This is a genomic window from Pseudomonas sp. 300 (genome assembly GCF_055803035.1).
In genome coordinates, this window is the sequence record NZ_JAVLRV010000003.1 from 192,617 (window position 1) to 208,339 (window position 15,723).

Below are 15,723 nucleotides of genomic sequence, written 5' to 3' on the forward strand. Positions count from 1 at the left end.
CCACATTTGATTGCATTCCAGATCAGCTCTTGTGTGAGGACACCGTTTTGCGCTCTACCGAAGTCGTGATCATTGGCGCTGGCGCCGCAGGGTTGATGTGTGCACTGACCGCCGCCGGGCGCGGGCGCAAGGTGATGTTGCTCGACCACGCGAACAAGGCCGGCAAGAAAATCCTGATGTCGGGCGGTGGCCGCTGCAATTTCACCAACATGTACACCGAACCGGGCAATTTCCTCTCGCAGAACGAACATTTCTGCAAATCCGCACTGGCGCGCTACACGCAGTGGGACTTCATTGGCATGGTCGCCAAGCACGGCGTGCCGTACTACGAGAAGAAACTCGGCCAACTGTTCTGCGATAACAAATCCAGCGACATCCTCGAGATGCTGCTCAGCGAATGCGCTCAGGTCGGTGTCAGCCTGCACCTGGACACCTCGATCCAGACCATCGAGAAGCTGGAGAGCGGTTACCTGCTGGACACCACGCTGGACCAGATCACCTGTGAATCGTTGGTGATCGCCACCGGCGGTCTGTCGATCCCGACCTTGGGCGCCACCGGTTTCGGTTATCAGGTCGCCAAGCAGTTTGGCCACGAACTGTTGCCAACCCGCGCCGGCCTGGTGCCGTTCACCATCACCGATCAGCTCAAGGAGCTTTGCACCGAGCTGTCCGGTACGTCGGTCGATTGCCTGGTGAGCTGCAACGACCAGAGTTTTCGCGAGAACATCCTGTTTACCCATCGCGGCCTCAGCGGCCCGGCGATTTTGCAGATTTCCTCGTTCTGGGAATCCGGCGACGCGGTAGAGATCAACCTGATGCCGGATCACGACGTGCCGAGCTGGCTGCAAGAGCAGCAAGCCGAACGTCCGAACAGCGAACTGAAAACCCTGCTTGGCGAGATCTTCACCAAGAAGATGGCCAACCTTTTGGCGGACAACTGGTTCGTCTCCAAACCGATGAAGCAATACACCCACGCGGAAATTGCCGACATCGCGGAGAAACTGGCGAGCTGGAAAGTGGTGCCGGCCGGAACCGAAGGCTATCGCACGGCGGAAGTGACCTTGGGCGGCGTCGATACCAACGAGGTGTCGTCCAAGACCATGGAGTCGCTGAAAAGCCCTGGTTTGTACTTCATCGGCGAAGTGCTGGATGTCACCGGGCATCTGGGTGGTTTCAACTTCCAGTGGGCCTGGGCATCGGGTTACGCCGCCGCGCAGTACGTCTGATACACACACATCAAAATGTGGGAGCCTGCTCGCGATAGCGGTGTGTCAGTCAACATAAATGCCATCTAATCCACCGCTATCGCGAGCAGGCTCGCGCCCACATTTTGATGTGTGTAGGTTTTGAAGGAACAGATTTTGCTGTCAGATGTGATCGGCGCCATTGCGTCGGCGTCATTACTGGCTCAATTTAGCGTCATTGCCTCGGAAGGCCTTCGCACTTCATGCCATCGACCCCTTTTCATCAGTCTCTGCGCCGTCTCTGGGCGCTGGATAAATTCAGTTACAGCGTGCGGGTGTTCATCGCCCTGACCGGCAGCATGGCGTTGTGTTGGTATCAGGATGAAATGGGGCTGCTGATCCCGTTGTTCCTGGGGATCATCGCCAGCGCCCTGGCCGAAACCGACGACAGTTGGCAGGGCCGCCTCAATTCACTGGCCGTGACGCTGGTGTGCTTCATCGTCGCGGCCCTGTCCGTCGAACTGCTCTTCCCCTACCCCATCCTCTTCATCATCGCTTTCGCGTTGGCAAGTTTCTGCCTGACCATGCTCGGTGCGCTCGGCGAACGTTATGGCGCGATTGCCTCGGCGACGTTGATTCTGTCGGTCTACACCATGATCGGCGTGGACCAGCGCGGCGGCGCGGTGACCGATTTCTGGCACGAACCGGTGCTGCTGGTGGCCGGCGCGGCGTGGTACGGCTTGCTCTCGGTGTTGTGGCAGGCGATGTTTTCCAATCAGCCGGTGCAGCAGAGCCTGGCGCGGCTATTCCGTGAATTGGGCTTTTACCTGAAGCTGAAGTCGTCGCTGTTCGAGCCGATCCGGCAGATGGACGTGGAAGCGCGGCGGCTGGAACTGGCCCAGCAGAACGGTCGGGTCGTCGCGGCCCTGAACGCCGCCAAGGAAATCATTCTGCACCGGGTCGGCAACGGTCGACCGGGCTCGAAAGTCAGCCGCTACCTGAAGCTCTACTTTCTTGCTCAGGACATCCACGAACGCGCCAGTTCCTCGCACTACCCGTACAACGCGCTGGCCGACGCCTTTTTCCACAGCGACGTGCTGTTCCGCTGTCAGCGCCTGCTACGCCAGCAGGGCAAGGCTTGCCGGGCGCTGGCGGAATCGATCCAGATGCGCCAGCCGTTCATCTATGACGCCAGTTTCGCCGAAGCCCTCAGCGACCTGCACGCGTCCCTTGAACATCTGCGCATCCAGAGCAATCCAGCCTGGCGCGGACTGCTGCGATCCTTGCGCGCACTGGCCGCCAACCTTGGCACGCTTGACCGCTTGCTCAGCGACGCGAGCAACCCCGACGCCCTCGCCGACGCCACCGACAGCAGCCTGCTCGACCGTTCGCCACGCAGCCTCAAGGATGTCTGGATTCGCTTGCGCACGCAGCTGACGCCGACCTCGCTGCTGTTCCGCCACGCCCTGCGCTTGCCCCTGGCGTTGAGCATCGGCTACGGCATGGTGCATTTGATTCACCCCTCGCAAGGTTACTGGATCATCCTCACCACGCTGTTCGTCTGCCAACCGAACTACGGCGCGACCCGCCGCAAGCTCGGTCAGCGGATCATCGGCACCGCCATCGGCCTGACCGTGGCGTGGGCGCTGTTCGATCTGTTCCCGAATCCGCTGATCCAGTCGTGTTTCGCCATCGCCGCCGGCGTGGTGTTCTTTATCAACCGCACCACCCGCTACACCCTGGCCACGGCCGCGATCACGCTGATGGTGCTGTTCTGCTTCAATCAGGTCGGCGATGGTTATGGGCTGTTCCTGCCGCGACTGTTCGATACCTTGCTCGGCAGCCTGATCGCCGGCCTGGCGGTGTTCCTGTTTCTTCCGGACTGGCAGGGCCGACGCCTGAACAAGGTGCTGGCCAACACCCTGACCTGCAACAGCATTTACCTGCGCCAGATCATGCAGCAATACGCTGCCGGCAAGAGCGACGACCTGGCTTATCGCCTGGCCCGACGCAACGCGCACAACGCCGATGCGGCGCTGTCGACGACGCTCGCCAACATGCTGATGGAGCCGGGGCATTTCCGTAAGGAAGCGGATGTAGGGTTCCGTTTCCTGGTGCTGTCGCACACCTTGCTCAGCTATTTGTCAGGACTGGGTGCACACCGTGAAACCCAGTTGCCGGCGGAGGTGCGCGAACACTTGATCGAAGGGGCCGGCGTGAAACTGGCGACCAGCATCGATGAGATCGCTCAAGGGTTGGCGAGCAAACTGCCGATTGCGATTCAGAGCGATGAAGAAGAGGCACTGGCCAATGAGCTGGAACAAATGCCGGACGAGATCGACGAGGGGCAGCGATTGGTGCAGACGCAGTTGGCGTTGATCTGCCGGCAGTTGGGGCCATTACGGACGTTGGCGGCGCATCTCATCAAGGACACCAGCGAGGATTGAAATCTGTGGTGGCTGGCGGGCCTCATCGCTGGCAAGCCAGCTCCCACAGGGGCACATGTGCTGTGTCCGGAATTGCATGCACGCCATGAATCCATTGTGGGAGCCGGCCTGCCCGCGATGAGGCCATCAGCAACAGCGCAAAATCCGGATCAGCCCACTCACATCCCATGCTCCTTCATCAACCGCTCATAACTGCCATCCGCCTTCATCTCGGCAATCTCCCGATCAAAACCCGCCACGATCTGTTCGTGATGCGGATGTTTCAGGCTGACCAGAATGTGCAGGCTGTTCTCGCTCAACGGCTTGGGCAGGAATTCCACGGCATTGCGCACCTTGGCTGGCTCCCGAGCCAGGTAGTAACGCGCGACGTATTCGTCCTCCAGCGTCAGCTTGACCCGATCGGCAGCGAGCATGCGCACGGCCATGGCGAAACTGTGCACCGGAACTTTCTGTAGCGAGACGTCCTCATCGAACGCCGGTGAATAGGCGTAACCGCGCACCACTGCAATCGGGTAAGTGTGCAGTTGTTGCAGGTTGTTGTATTCGATTGGTGCGTCTTTGCGCTTGAGGAAACGCACGCGGTTGAGCAAGTACTCGCCGGAAAACTGGCCGAGCTTGGTGCGTTCTTCGGTATACCAGGCATTCACCAGCACATCGTAACGACCCTCGCCCACACCCAGCAGGGCGCGCGCCCAGGGCACCTGTTCAAAGTCACTGGCATAGCCGGCCCGCGCCAGCGCGGTACTGACGATGTCTGTGGCCAGCCCGCCGTTGACCAGTGTGGCGTCGGAAAAGGGTGGCCATGAATCGGCGACCAATCGCAGCTTTTCCGCTGCGGCACTCTGAGTCAGCAACAGCAATCCGATCAAGGCCAAAGCTCGATGCACTCGCGGCATGCTCGAAAATCCTTAGCGGGCGGCTGCCCGACGTTTCAGCCAAAACTCCCAGGCCCCGTACCGGCGAAACCCAAGTACTGACATTAGCTCATCAAAGCCACTGCGCAGCGCTTCATCCCAGATTACACAAAGAAGACAACGCCGCGCGAAATGAATGATGGCATTTTGGCCTTTCTCACAGACTCCCCAGCCTTAAAGACATCTTCCGTCCAGGCGATTAGTATCGAATCGACTTGGTCAACGGAATGTGAAGATGACAATCGATTGGATCTGCAAGCACCACAGCGATCTGGGCAAAGAGCAGCTGTACGCCATTCTGCAGCTACGCGCAGAGGTCTTCGTTGTGGAGCAGAAATGCGTCTATCAGGACGTGGACGGCCAGGATCTGGAGGGTGACACCTGCCACTTGATGGCCTGGAACGGTGATCGGCTGGTGGCGTACCTGCGCTTGCTCGACCCGGAACTACAGGGCGGCGATGTAGTGATCGGCCGGGTACTTACCGCCCCGGAGGCGCGCGGCAAAGGGTTGGGGCACGAACTGATCGTCCAGGCGTTGAAGCAGGCGGAAAAACGCTGGCCTGAGGTGCCGGTTTATTTGTCGGCCCAAGCGCATTTGCAGGGGTATTACGGGCGGTACGGATTTGTCGTCGCGGGTGAGGAATACCTCGAGGATGGTATTCCGCATATCGGGATGCGTCGTCCTTGAGGGCCCTATCGCGGGCAAGCCAGCTCCTGCAGGATTTGCGTGGCCGCCGGATTTGCACACGGCGCATCCCTTGCAGGAGCGGGCTTGCCCGCGATGGCGTCATAACTGGCACCGCAAATTTCAGGGATACTCCAACACCGCTTTGATCTGCCGCAGATTGCGCTCGATCCACCCCCGGTCAATCGCTCCCCACTCGCGAATCCGATAACGCCCGGCATGATTGCGCGCGCCCTCTTCCTGCTCGAACTCGCAAATAATGTCCAGATCCGCCAACGCAGCAATGGTGTCCTGCGCCGTGCGCCGGGGCATGCCGGTCGCTTCGGTCAATGCCGGAACGCTGCTGGCCAACCCGCTGTCGATCAGGTACGCCACGTATAACCGGCGATAGAAGCTGCTTTTGGTTTTGCTCACGTCCATCCATACACTCCTTCGGCTACTGCATATCCCGCCACGTCAGGTACACCCGCAAATCGAATTCGACCTGGTGATACCCCGGCAACATGTGTTCGCACAATTTGTAGAACGCCTTGTTGTGATCCGATTCCTTGAAGTGCGCCAGCTCATGCACCACGATCATTTTCAGAAACTCGCAAGGCGCTTCCTTGAACAGCGAAGCCACGCGAATTTCCTTCTTGGCCTTGAGTTTGCCGCCCTGCACTCGCGAGATGGTGGTGTGCAGACCGAGGGCACGGTGGGTCAGGTCCAGACGATTGTCGAACAACACTTTGTCGATGGCCGGGGCGTTACGCAGGTATTCCTGCTTGAGGTCGAGGGCAAAGGCATAGAGCGCCTTGTCACTCTGAACGTCGTGCTTTTGCGGGTATCGCTTATCCAGGTAATCGCCCAGCCGACCTTCGGTGATCAGCCCGCGCACCTGGTCCTGCAATTCAACGGGATAGGCCTGGAGGTATTTCAACGCAGTCATCGGAGCGGGCAACATCAATTATTGAAAGGCCGCCAGTGTAGCGAATTCAATCGATCAACGCGCTCCAGTCGAACGGCTGCAAAAAGTCTGCGACGTCCTCAGCCATCATCGGCCGAGCGACCAGGAAACCTTGCACATACTCGCAACCATTGGCTTGCAGCCATTCATATTGCTCGACCGTCTCAACCCCTTCAGCGATCACCAGCATTCCGTATTGTTTGCACAGGTCGATCACACTGCGCACCAGTGCCGCATCCCGTGAAGACGCTGGCAAGCGAGCGATGAGATGGCGATCAAGCTTGAGCGTGTCCAGCTCCAGGTCCCGCAAATGTGACAACGAGCACGGCCCGGAACCGAAATCGTCCAGCGCCACCCGCACCCCCAGATTACGCAGCAGGCGCAGTTGTTTGCGGGTTTCCTCGGGGTTATGCATCAAGGCCTCTTCCGTGACCTCGACTTCCAGATGCCGCGCCTGCAAGCCATGGCGCTCCAGCACCTGACGCAACTCGGTGACCAGGTTGGGCATGCCGAACTGTGTACTGCTCAAACTGACGCCCAGCACCAAGTCCTCGGCAAACAAGGTTTCCCAGGCTTTGCGTTGCCCGGCGCCGCGATGATAAATCCAGCTGCCCAGACGACTGATCAACCGCGCCTCTTCCAGCAACGGCAAAAACAGCCCGGGCGGCACGTCGCCGACACTTGGATGCTGCCAGCGCAGCAGTGCCTCGAACCCGCGAATCCGCCCTCCGGCAATGGCTACCTGCGGCTGATACACCAGATTGAAATCGCGGTTTTCGATGGCAGTGCGCACACTTTCTTCGAGCATCAACCGTGAACGCGCCCGGCCGTTCATTTCATGGTCATAGAAGCGATATTGCTGACGCCCGGCACGCTTGGCTTCGTACATCGCGATGTCGGACGCTCGCAGCAAACCATCGAGATTGGCCCCGCAATCCGGAAACGTGGCGATGCCGATACTGGCGCCAAGGGCGATGTCCAGACCCTCAATCTGCTGACAGATCGACACCCGTTCAATCAGCTTCTCGGCAATCTTCGCCGCCTGCTCGGGAAACTCCAGATCGAGCAGCGCCGTGAACTCATCGCCGCCCATGCGCGCCAGAATGTCGAACGGCCGCAAACACGCCTTCAACTGCTCGGAGACCCAGCGCAACACGCGGTCGCCGGCATCGTGGCCGAGGGAATCGTTGACCCGCTTGAACCCGTCGAGATCGAGGTACAACAACACCCACGCGCTGTCGGAACGTTCGCCGCGCAGCAGCAGGTTCTCCACGGTCTGATAAAACCCCCGGCGGTTGAGCAACCCGGTCAAAGGGTCGGTCACCGCCTGGAATTCCAGTTGCTGATGCAGGTGGCGCACCACCGACATGTCCAGCACCGTCACCACCATCGCACATTGTTCGGTGGGCAGCGGTGCGCAAGACAGCGCCACGGGCACCTGCTGGCCGGGAGCCGTACGCAACAGCGCATCATGCAGGCGCAAGGTTTCGCCGCGCTTGTAGCCGGCGAGTAGCTCGGAATCGGCCCAGATCGGTATATGTGGCTTTTGCAGGTAATCCAGAAACTCTTTGCCTTGCAGGTCTTGCAGTTTGGCATTGAGCAGCCGCGACATCGCCGGGTTGGCAAAGCGGATCAGCCCGTCCTCGCCGACGACCAGGATGCCTTCGGCGGCGTTATCCAGCACCGACGCATTAAAGGCGCGCGCGACCTCCAGATCGTGGCTCAGACGCTGCAACGCCCGACGATTGCGCTGATGCTCGAGCAGTGCCTGGACTTTGGGCTTGAGAATTTGCGGGTCGAACGGTTTGAACAGGTAATCCACCGCACCGCTGGCATAGCCCTTGATCACGGCGTCCTGGGACTGTTCATTGGCGGTAAGGAAAATGATCGGCGTCAGGCAGGTGCGCTGGCTGCCGCGCATCAGGCGCGCGACTTCAAAGCCGTCCATGCCCGGCATCTGCACATCCAGCAGCACCAGGTCGATATCGTGCTCGAGTAAAAGGCTGAGGGCTTCGAAACCGGACGCAGCAGTGATGACCTGCCAGTCCTGGCGCTGCAGCAACGCGCGCATGCTGATCAGGTTTTCAGGGTAATCATCGACGATTAAAAGGGTTGAGCTGCCTTCGGCTGGCGGGGGTTGCGCGCATTCCATGCTGCTTCTCTATGTCGGGGCGTCAGGCCGGTTTCTCGTGAAAACCGGACAAGTAACAAGCCTTCACTCTAGACCGGGATCTGCAAAAGCAGAAGGTGTCAGTACGCCATCATTTAACCAAAGGGTTCATTTGCCGACTAACGGTCGCCTCTACAGCCCGCTAAAACCGGGAAAGATGGCCTTTTAACAGGATTTTGACGTCATCCATCTGTCAGACAGACGTTAACAAAATGGCCTTCTACGCTTATAAAGACCGCCCTCCAAGGCGCGTGCTAGAGCTTCTGGTACGTCCGTGCTGCAAAAATCCGTGGAAGCTTTGCCTATGATCGATCTCGCATCCTGGAACCTCAGTGTTCCCGTCGGCAACCCGCCGTACACCGTTGAAACAGCCAAACTGGTGAATGGTTTCAAGGATCAATACTTCAATTCCGACACCGGCACCCTGTTTTTCTGGTCCCCAGTGACCGGTACGAAAACCGAAAACGCGAAATATCCGCGCACCGAACTGCGGGAAACCTACAGTAACGGCACCCTGAAAAACTGGTATTACCCGGACGCCGACAATTCCTTGCGTGCCACCCTGGCGGTGAACCAGGTGCCGAGCTCGGGCAAAATCGTCATTGGCCAGATCCACGCCTATGAAAGCCAGAAGCCCATGGTCAAGGTCGAGTATCAGTACAAGACCAGCAGCAAGACCGGCAACATCGTCGCCAAAGTGCGCATGCACCCTGATGATGATGAAGGCCGGGTGATCACCATCGCCACCGGCGTGAAGCTGGACCACGAATTTTCCTACCTCATCCACCTGAGCCCCGGCGGGGCGCTGGGCATCAGTGCCGCCGGTTACCAATGGGACACCAACATCAGCGCGACGTGGCGGGTCAAACCGCTGTACTTCAAAGCCGGGGTGTATGTGCAGGACAACACCGGGTACACCAGTGAAGGCGGGAAAGTGACGTTCAGCAAGCTGGATATTGATCACGATAAATAGCATCACCCACAAAAAACCCGCCTGTCTCGGCGGGTTTTTTGTGCAACTCAAACGCTGGAGGCTTAGTTGACCTTGGCGTTCAACTCACCTTTCAGATAACGCTGATACATCGCTTCCAGCGAGATCGGCTTGATCTTCGAAGCGTTGCCGGCGGTACCGAAGGCTTCGTAGCGAGCGATACACACATCACGCATCGCCGTTACAGTCGCGCCGAAGAACTTACGCGGGTCGAACTCGCTCGGGTTAGTGGCCATCAGGCGACGCATCGCACCGGTGGATGCCAAGCGCAGGTCGGTGTCGATATTGACCTTGCGCACGCCGTGCTTGATGCCTTCGACGATTTCTTCAACCGGCACACCGTAGGTTTCTTTGATGTCGCCGCCGTACTGGTTGATGATCGCCAGCCAGTCTTGCGGAACCGAAGACGAACCGTGCATCACCAGATGGGTATTCGGGATGCGCTTGTGGATCTCTTTGATGCGGTCGATGGCCAGCACGTCGCCGGTAGGCGGCTTGGTGAACTTGTACGCGCCGTGGCTGGTGCCGATGGCGATGGCCAGGGCGTCGACCTGGGTGCGCTTGACGAAGTCAGCGGCTTCTTCCGGGTCGGTCAGCATCTGGCTGTGATCCAGAACGCCTTCGGCGCCGATGCCGTCTTCTTCACCGGCCATGCCGGTTTCCAGCGAACCCAGGCAGCCCAGCTCGCCTTCTACCGAGACGCCGCAAGCGTGCGCCAAGGCCACGGTTTGTTGGGTAACGCGGATGTTGTAGTCGTAGTCGGTCGGGGTCTTGCCGTCTTCGCCCAGGGAACCGTCCATCATGACCGAGCTGAAGCCCAGTTGGATGGAGCGCTGGCAGACGTCAGGGCTGGTGCCGTGGTCCTGGTGCATGCACACCGGGATGTGCGGGAATTCTTCGATTGCCGCGAGGATCAGGTGACGCAGGAACGGCGCGCCGGCGTATTTGCGAGCACCGGCCGAAGCCTGGACGATCACCGGGGAGTCAGTCTTGTCAGCGGCTTCCATGATGGCGCGCATCTGCTCAAGGTTGTTGACGTTGAAGGCTGGAACGCCGTAACCGAATTCGGCTGCGTGGTCCAACATCTGGCGCATGCTGATAAGTGCCATTGTGTGTGTCTCTCCCGGTTTGGGTCGTTAATCGTGCCAGCCTGCCGGAGCGGCGGCGGCTATTCAAGTTATTGCAGATCGGGGGTTAGGCCCGGGCTGCGAATTCGGTGTTGCCTGAATCTGAGAACTGCCCGGAACCCTTGTGGGAGCGTGGCGTGTCAATTACTGCGCTTTACAACCGCGGCCGATCAAATCGTTGGTGGCTACCCAGTAAACCAGGCCTTCCTCACCTTTTATGTGAAGCGCCAGCATGTCGTTGCTGTACAGCGAACCTTCGGCGCCCGGCTCGAGCTTCAAGCGATAGACCTGATCGGCCCCGCCGAGGCGCACGTCGACGGCCTTGCGGCTGTCGTCGGTGTAGCGCCAAACCACTTTGGCCTGACTGTCGCAGGTCCAGGTGATCCAGCTGTCCGTCGATTCGGCCGGCTTGAACAGGTTGAAATTCGAGCAACCTGCCAGCAGAGCCAGCGCCGTAATGGCGATAAAACCTTTCATCCGTGTTCCTCGACCGACGGCGCACGCTGTCAGCCCTGAGTAAGGAGTCAGACCCGTCAAGGGCAACCACGTTCCTTGGCGGGGGTCTGTGTTTCGTATTTGTCCAGTCCGTCAGGCCCGGAACGCTTGTTGAGCACCGGATTGGTTTCCGCTTGCCAGTCAGCCTGGTAGCAGCCTTTCTCCACCGACTGCGGCGCAGGGTCCGGCTTGGCTTTCGGGTTACTCCCGCAAGCGGCCAGCGAACCCGCAACGATCAACAGCGCTAGCGTCTTGACCATGTGAACACTCCCTTGCCTGGCCAAATCAGCGACCTCAGGCCTTGGCCCGACTTTCCAGGACTTCAACCGCCGGCAACACCTTACCTTCGACGAATTCAAGGAATGCGCCGCCACCGGTAGAAATGTAGGAGATCTGATCCGCAACGCCATATTTGTCGATGGCCGCCAGGGTGTCGCCGCCGCCCGCGATGGAGAACGCCGAGCTTTCCGCGATGGCATGGGCCAGCACTTTGGTGCCGTTACCGAACTGGTCGAATTCGAACACGCCGACCGGGCCGTTCCACAGAATGGTCTTGGACGACTTCAGCAGCTCGGCGAAATTCGCCGCGGTCTGCGGGCCGATGTCCAGGATCATGTCGTCTGCCGCGACGTCGGCGATCAGCTTGACGGTCGCGGTGGCGCTTTCAGCGAATTCCTTGGCAACGACAACGTCCACCGGCAGAGGCACGCTGACTTTCGCAGCGATTTCGCGGGCGGTGTCCAGCAGGTCCGGCTCGTACAGGGATTTGCCGACCGGATGACCGGCAGCGGCCAGGAAGGTGTTGGCAATGCCGCCGCCGACGATCAGCTGGTTGCAGATCTGGCTCAGGCTGTTCAGCACGTCGAGTTTGGTCGAGACCTTGGAGCCGGCAACGATGGCGGCCATTGGCTGGGCCGGGGCGCCGAGGGCTTTGCCCAGTGCGTCCAGTTCAGCGGCCAGCAGCGGGCCAGCGGCGGCGACTTTGGCGAACTTGGCGACGCCATGGGTCGAACCCTCGGCGCGGTGCGCGGTGCCGAAGGCGTCCATCACGAACACGTCGCACAGGGCGGCGTATTGCTGGGCCAGTTCGTCAGCGTTCTTTTTCTCGCCTTTGTTGAAGCGCACGTTTTCGAACAGGACGATGTCGCCGGCCTTCACGTCAACGCCGCCCAGGTAATCGGCCACCAGCGGCACTTCACGGCCCAGAGCCTTGCTCAGGTAGTCGGCGACTGGCTTGAGGCTGTTCTCGGCCGAGAACTCGCCTTCGGTCGGGCGGCCAAGGTGCGAGCAGACCATCACGGCCGCGCCTTTTTCCAGGGCCAGCTTGATGGTCGGCAGCGAGGCCAGGATTCGCGCATCGCTGGTGACAACACCGTCCTTGACTGGGACGTTGAGGTCTTCGCGGATCAGTACGCGCTTACCTTGCAGATCGAGGTCGGTCATCTTCAACACGGTCATGGGTCGCATTTCCTACTGTTTTGGAGAGGCAGCTGTTTGCAGATAGTGTTCTGCAACGTCCAGCATTCGGTTGGCAAAACCCCATTCGTTGTCGAACCAGGCCAGGATGTTCACCAGCCGCGGGCCGGAAACTCGAGTCTGACTGGCATCGACGATCGCCGAATGTGGGTCATGGTTGAAATCGCAACTGGCGTGAGGCAACTCGGTGTAGGCCAGCAGGCCTTTGAGCGGGCCGCTGGTGGCAGCCTCGCGCAGAATCCGGTTGACCTCGGTGGCGTCGGTGTCGCTCACGGTCTGCATCGTAATGTCGAGGCAAGACACGTTAACCGTCGGCACCCGCACGGCTTTGGCCTGAATTCTCCCGGCAAGTTCCGGCAACAGGCGCTCGATGCCACGCGCCAGACCAGTGGACACCGGAATCACCGATTGAAACGCCGAACGCGTGCGGCGCAGGTCTTCGTGATGATAGGCGTCAATGACAGGCTGATCGTTCATCGCCGAGTGGATGGTGGTGATCGACACGTATTCCAGACCAATGGCCTGATCCAGCAGGCGCAACAGCGGCACGCCGCAGTTGGTGGTGCAGGACGCATTCGACACCAGCAACTCGTCGCCGGTCAGGCAATCCTGGTTAACGCCGTAGACGATGGTGGCGTCGACATCCGCCTCGCTGGCCATCGGCTGGGAAAACAACACGCGCGGCGCACCGGCGTCGAGGAAGCGCTGGCCATCTTCGCGGGTGTGGTAAGCGCCGGAGCACTCCAGCACCAGATCGACGCCAAGCGACGCCCAATCGATGCCTTCGGGGGTGGCACTGCGCAGGACCTTCACGCAGTCGCCATTAATATGCAGACAATCGCCGTCGACCTTCACTTCGCCGGGAAAGCGCCCGTGCGTGGAGTCGAAGCGTGTCAGGTATTCGATGCTGGCCATGTCGGCGAGATCGTTGATCGCGACAATTTCAAACCCGGCCGCCGAGCCTCGCTCAAACAACGCACGCAAGACGCAACGACCAATCCGGCCGTAGCCGTTGAGTGCAACTTTGTAGGGACGCGGTTGAGGCATGGGGTTCTCGATTACCGTGGTGAATCCATTATTGCAGCGCTGCCTGAACTACCGCTATCGCGGGCAAGCCCGCTCCCACAGGGATCTACATCATCCGTGTGGGAGCGGGCTTGCCCGCGATGGCGTCAGTTCAGACGACACATTTTCCGGATCAGTCTTCCAGCAGCTCTTCAGCCTGACCCAGGATGTTCTCCAGGGTGAAGCCGAATTCTTCGAACAAGGCTGGCGCAGGCGCCGACTCGCCGTAGGTGGTCATGCCGATCACGCGGCCTTCCAGGCCCACGTACTTGTACCAGTAGTCCGCGTGAGCGGCTTCGATGGCGATACGGGCGCTGACTTGCAACGGCAGAACCGCTTGCTTGTAACCGGCGTCCTGAGCATCGAACACGCTGGTGCAAGGCATCGAAACAACGCGCACCTTGCGACCTTGCTCGGTCAGCTTGTCATAAGCCTGAACCGCCAGACCGACTTCCGAACCGGTGGAGATCAGGATCAGCTCAGGCTCGCCTTCACAGTCCTTCAACACATAACCGCCACGGGCGATGTCAGCGATCTGCAGCGCGCTGCGCTCCTGATGCTGCAGGTTCTGACGCGAGAAGATCAGCGCCGAAGGGCCGTCCTTGCGCTCGATGGCTTCTTTCCAGCAAACCGCCGATTCAACGGCATCGGCTGGACGCCAGGTGTCGAGGTTCGGCGTGCTGCGCAGGCTGGTCAGTTGTTCGATCGGCTGGTGAGTCGGGCCGTCTTCGCCCAGGCCGATGGAATCGTGGGTGTAGACGAACACCACGCGTTTCTTCATCAACGAGGCCATGCGCACAGCGTTGCGTGCATATTCCATGAACATCAGGAAGGTCGCGCCGTAAGGCACCAGGCCGCCGTGCAGGGACACGCCGTTCATGATCGCGCTCATGCCGAACTCGCGAACGCCGTAGTACACGTAGTTGCCGCTGGCGTCTTCGGCGGTGACACCTTTGCAACCTTTCCACAGGGTCAGGTTGGAGCCGGCCAGGTCAGCGGAGCCGCCGAGGAATTCCGGCAACAGTGGGCCGAACGCATTCAGGGCGTTCTGGCTGGCTTTACGGCTGGCGATGGTTTCGCCCTTGGCCGCGACTTCAGCAATATAAGCCGAGGCTTTTTCAGCGAAGTCAGCCGGCAGTTCGCCGCTCAGACGACGGACCAGTTCGTTGGCCAGCTCAGGGAAAGCCGCGGAGTAGTCAGCGAAACGCTGATCCCACTCGGCTTCGGCCGCACGACCGGCTTCCTTGGCGTCCCATTCGGCGTAGATGTCGGCCGGGATTTCGAACGGGCCGTGGTTCCACTTCAGCGCAGCACGGGTCAGTGCGATTTCCGCGTCACCCAATGGGGCGCCGTGGCAATCCTCTTTACCTTGCTTGTTCGGCGAACCGAAACCGATGGTGGTCTTGCAGCAGATCAGGGTCGGCTGTTCGCTTTTGCGAGCCGTCTCGATGGCAATCTTGATCTCTTCAGGATCATGACCGTCGACGTTGCGGATCACCTGCCAGTTGTAGGCTTCGAAACGCTTAGGGGTGTCATCGGTGAACCAGCCTTCGACTTCGCCGTCGATGGAGATGCCGTTGTCATCGTAGAAGGCGATCAGTTTGCCCAGACCCAAAGTACCGGCCAGAGAGCCGACTTCGTGGGAAATGCCTTCCATCATGCAGCCATCACCCAGGAACACGTAGGTGTGGTGATCGACAACGTTGTGGCCCGGACGGTTGAACTGCGCCGCCAGGACTTTTTCTGCCAGGGCAAAACCAACCGCGTTGGCCAGACCCTGGCCCAGTGGACCGGTGGTGGTCTCGACGCCAGGGGTGTAGCCGAATTCCGGGTGACCCGGGGTGCGGCTGTGCAGCTGGCGGAAGTTTTTCAGGTCATCGATCGACAGGTCGTAGCCGGTCAGGTGCAGCAGCGAGTAGATCAGCATCGAGCCATGGCCGTTGGACAGCACGAAGCGGTCACGGTCGGCGAACGATGGATTGCTCGGGTTGTGCTTCAGGTAGTCACGCCAAAGTACTTCGGCGATATCCGCCATACCCATCGGGGCACCGGGATGGCCGCTGTTGGCTTTTTGCACGGCATCCATGCTGAGGGCACGAATGGCGTTGGCACGCTCACGACGGCTGGGCATCGCTGATCTCCTAGGGTTTGAATAAAACGAAACGGAAAAAAGGCGAGCATTTTCCCTCACCGACCCGCCTCGGGGCAATGACAGATAGTCAT

At 59.8% G+C, this 15,723-nt stretch carries 14 protein-coding genes; 4 read left to right on the plus strand and 10 right to left on the minus strand.

Annotated features, from left to right (window positions below):
- Nucleotides 1–47: 47 nt before the first annotated feature.
- Complete coding sequence (locus Q7W83_RS26220; protein WP_473657889.1) at nucleotides 48–1,226, plus strand: BaiN/RdsA family NAD(P)/FAD-dependent oxidoreductase; 1,179 nt, start codon at nucleotides 48–50, stop codon at nucleotides 1,224–1,226.
- 221 nt (nucleotides 1,227–1,447) lie between these two features.
- The gene (gene yccS, locus Q7W83_RS26225; protein ID WP_150633747.1) at nucleotides 1,448–3,631 is read left to right on the plus strand and encodes a YccS family putative transporter; all 2,184 of its coding nucleotides are present in this window, start codon (nucleotides 1,448–1,450) and stop codon (nucleotides 3,629–3,631) included.
- Nucleotides 3,632–3,789: 158 nt separating this feature from the next.
- Here yccS and Q7W83_RS26230 read toward each other — a convergent pair whose 3' ends face one another.
- Nucleotides 3,790–4,527: a substrate-binding periplasmic protein gene (locus tag Q7W83_RS26230; protein WP_150639084.1), complete on the minus strand. Its 738-nt coding sequence runs from the start codon at nucleotides 4,525–4,527 to the stop codon at nucleotides 3,790–3,792.
- A gap of 253 nt (nucleotides 4,528–4,780) precedes the next feature.
- Here Q7W83_RS26230 and Q7W83_RS26235 point away from each other — a divergent pair, with 253 nt between their 5' ends.
- Nucleotides 4,781–5,233 (plus strand): GNAT family N-acetyltransferase, encoded by a 453-nt coding sequence (locus Q7W83_RS26235; protein ID WP_473657893.1) that lies wholly within the window; start codon nucleotides 4,781–4,783, stop codon nucleotides 5,231–5,233.
- Between the two features lie 120 nt (nucleotides 5,234–5,353).
- Here the strand turns inward: Q7W83_RS26235 and Q7W83_RS26240 are convergent, their stop codons facing one another.
- From Q7W83_RS26240 to Q7W83_RS26250, 3 genes are read right to left on the minus strand one after another with little or no spacing between them, the layout of a single operon-like run.
- A complete protein-coding gene (locus tag Q7W83_RS26240) occupies nucleotides 5,354–5,650 on the minus strand; it encodes a winged helix-turn-helix domain-containing protein (RefSeq protein ID WP_010466964.1) in 297 nt (98 codons plus the stop codon).
- A gap of 16 nt (nucleotides 5,651–5,666) precedes the next feature.
- Complete coding sequence (locus Q7W83_RS26245) at nucleotides 5,667–6,158, minus strand: YgjP-like metallopeptidase domain-containing protein (RefSeq protein ID WP_150633744.1); 492 nt, start codon at nucleotides 6,156–6,158, stop codon at nucleotides 5,667–5,669.
- Between the two features lie 46 nt (nucleotides 6,159–6,204).
- Complete coding sequence (locus tag Q7W83_RS26250; RefSeq protein WP_473657897.1) at nucleotides 6,205–8,328, minus strand: putative bifunctional diguanylate cyclase/phosphodiesterase; 2,124 nt, start codon at nucleotides 8,326–8,328, stop codon at nucleotides 6,205–6,207.
- A gap of 322 nt (nucleotides 8,329–8,650) precedes the next feature.
- Between Q7W83_RS26250 and Q7W83_RS26255 the strand changes: the two genes are divergently transcribed.
- Nucleotides 8,651–9,319: a polysaccharide lyase family 7 protein gene (locus Q7W83_RS26255; protein WP_150633742.1), complete on the plus strand. Its 669-nt coding sequence runs from the start codon at nucleotides 8,651–8,653 to the stop codon at nucleotides 9,317–9,319.
- A 62-nt stretch (nucleotides 9,320–9,381) separates the two neighbouring features.
- On the opposite strand, the gene fba is transcribed toward Q7W83_RS26255, so the two are convergent.
- The 6 genes from fba to tkt form a co-directional block, all read right to left on the minus strand.
- A complete protein-coding gene (gene fba / locus Q7W83_RS26260) occupies nucleotides 9,382–10,446 on the minus strand; it encodes a class II fructose-bisphosphate aldolase (protein WP_046045276.1) in 1,065 nt (354 codons plus the stop codon).
- A gap of 162 nt (nucleotides 10,447–10,608) precedes the next feature.
- On the minus strand, nucleotides 10,609–10,941 hold the full coding sequence (locus Q7W83_RS26265) for an MliC family protein (RefSeq protein WP_150639081.1): 333 nt from the start codon (nucleotides 10,939–10,941) through the stop codon (nucleotides 10,609–10,611).
- Between the two features lie 56 nt (nucleotides 10,942–10,997).
- Nucleotides 10,998–11,219 carry a hypothetical protein gene (locus Q7W83_RS26270; RefSeq protein WP_150633740.1) on the minus strand — a complete coding sequence of 74 codons (222 nt, stop codon included), beginning with the start codon at nucleotides 11,217–11,219 and terminating at the stop codon, nucleotides 10,998–11,000.
- Nucleotides 11,220–11,253: 34 nt separating this feature from the next.
- Nucleotides 11,254–12,417 (minus strand): phosphoglycerate kinase, encoded by a 1,164-nt coding sequence (locus Q7W83_RS26275; protein WP_150639080.1) that lies wholly within the window; start codon nucleotides 12,415–12,417, stop codon nucleotides 11,254–11,256.
- A 12-nt stretch (nucleotides 12,418–12,429) separates the two neighbouring features.
- Nucleotides 12,430–13,482: an erythrose-4-phosphate dehydrogenase gene (gene epd / locus Q7W83_RS26280; RefSeq protein WP_150639079.1), complete on the minus strand. Its 1,053-nt coding sequence runs from the start codon at nucleotides 13,480–13,482 to the stop codon at nucleotides 12,430–12,432.
- A gap of 151 nt (nucleotides 13,483–13,633) precedes the next feature.
- Nucleotides 13,634–15,631, minus strand: coding sequence for a transketolase (gene tkt / locus Q7W83_RS26285; protein WP_150633737.1), 1,998 nt, complete (start codon nucleotides 15,629–15,631; stop codon nucleotides 13,634–13,636).
- Between the last annotated feature and the right edge of the window lie 92 nt (nucleotides 15,632–15,723).

Excerpts from the sequence above, each read along its gene's own strand:
- yccS (WP_150633747.1), top strand. The coding sequence starts at position 1,448 with ATGCCATCGACCCCTTTTCATCAGTCTCTGCGCCGTCTCTGGGCGCTG.
- Q7W83_RS26230 (WP_150639084.1), bottom strand. The coding sequence starts at position 4,527 with ATGCCGCGAGTGCATCGAGCTTTGGCCTTGATCGGATTGCTGTTGCTG.
- Q7W83_RS26235 (WP_473657893.1), top strand. The coding sequence starts at position 4,781 with ATGACAATCGATTGGATCTGCAAGCACCACAGCGATCTGGGCAAAGAG.
- Q7W83_RS26240 (WP_010466964.1), bottom strand. The coding sequence starts at position 5,650 with ATGGACGTGAGCAAAACCAAAAGCAGCTTCTATCGCCGGTTATACGTG.
- Q7W83_RS26245 (WP_150633744.1), bottom strand. The coding sequence starts at position 6,158 with ATGACTGCGTTGAAATACCTCCAGGCCTATCCCGTTGAATTGCAGGAC.
- Q7W83_RS26250 (WP_473657897.1), bottom strand. The coding sequence starts at position 8,328 with ATGGAATGCGCGCAACCCCCGCCAGCCGAAGGCAGCTCAACCCTTTTA.
- Q7W83_RS26255 (WP_150633742.1), top strand. The coding sequence starts at position 8,651 with ATGATCGATCTCGCATCCTGGAACCTCAGTGTTCCCGTCGGCAACCCG.
- fba (WP_046045276.1), bottom strand. The coding sequence starts at position 10,446 with ATGGCACTTATCAGCATGCGCCAGATGTTGGACCACGCAGCCGAATTC.
- Q7W83_RS26265 (WP_150639081.1), bottom strand. The coding sequence starts at position 10,941 with ATGAAAGGTTTTATCGCCATTACGGCGCTGGCTCTGCTGGCAGGTTGC.
- Q7W83_RS26270 (WP_150633740.1), bottom strand. The coding sequence starts at position 11,219 with ATGGTCAAGACGCTAGCGCTGTTGATCGTTGCGGGTTCGCTGGCCGCT.
- Q7W83_RS26275 (WP_150639080.1), bottom strand. The coding sequence starts at position 12,417 with ATGACCGTGTTGAAGATGACCGACCTCGATCTGCAAGGTAAGCGCGTA.
- epd (WP_150639079.1), bottom strand. The coding sequence starts at position 13,482 with ATGCCTCAACCGCGTCCCTACAAAGTTGCACTCAACGGCTACGGCCGG.
- tkt (WP_150633737.1), bottom strand. The coding sequence starts at position 15,631 with ATGCCCAGCCGTCGTGAGCGTGCCAACGCCATTCGTGCCCTCAGCATG.